The sequence below is a fragment of the Halorubrum sp. Atlit-26R genome (assembly GCF_003666015.1).
GTDB lineage: Archaea > Halobacteriota > Halobacteria > Halobacteriales > Haloferacaceae > Halorubrum.
The window spans coordinates 1-584 of sequence record NZ_QPLT01000302.1 but is presented as its reverse complement, the minus strand read 5'-3'; the positions used below and the strand labels follow the sequence as shown (position 1 = coordinate 584).

At 52.6% G+C, this 584-nt stretch carries 1 protein-coding gene; it reads left to right on the top strand.

Translation table 11 applies throughout. The features are described from left to right. On the top strand, positions 1–338 hold a 338-nt coding region (locus DVK07_RS23005), incomplete at its 5' end, for a hypothetical protein (protein ID WP_199719697.1). Positions 339–584 lie beyond the last annotated feature (246 nt).

Here is a 584-nt window from a genome sequence, read left to right as displayed (position 1 = left end):
CAGAAATTTATGAAGCGCTTGCGTTCCCCGTTGCCGTCGCGGGATTTTACGTGTACCCCAGCATCTATATGAATTATGCAGTCACCGGTGACTGGAAAACAGCCTACAGCCCGTCGATCCTCATCGAACAGCTCACGACAACCACGTATCTCTACGTGTTTCTGCTCTACGTGTTCGTTATCAACGGAATCGGCGTGATCGTTGCCACACTGTTACTAGGAGCCTCTCTGTTAACGATCGTTGGATGGATCATCATCTGGCCGATGATCTACTTTTACTGGTATGGAATCGATGCAGCGCTCTGGGGACGTGTCTATAGCCGTCTCGAAACAAGCTGAAAGCGCCCGTAGTTGGAGCGAGGGTCGCTCACATATCGAAGTTACTTTCCTGATTCGACTGGTGGCGTACACAATGGCCACCTATGAAGCGTTTGACCAAGGCGTAGAGGTGAACGGTCAAACGGTCCTGACGATCGTCGAAAAGGCAATGGGGCGCTTCTCTGAAGTCTATCAGGAGCGGGCGCTCCAAGCACTTGCTGCGGAAGGAATCACGGACCCAGATCCCGAGGAGTGGTACCCCCAACA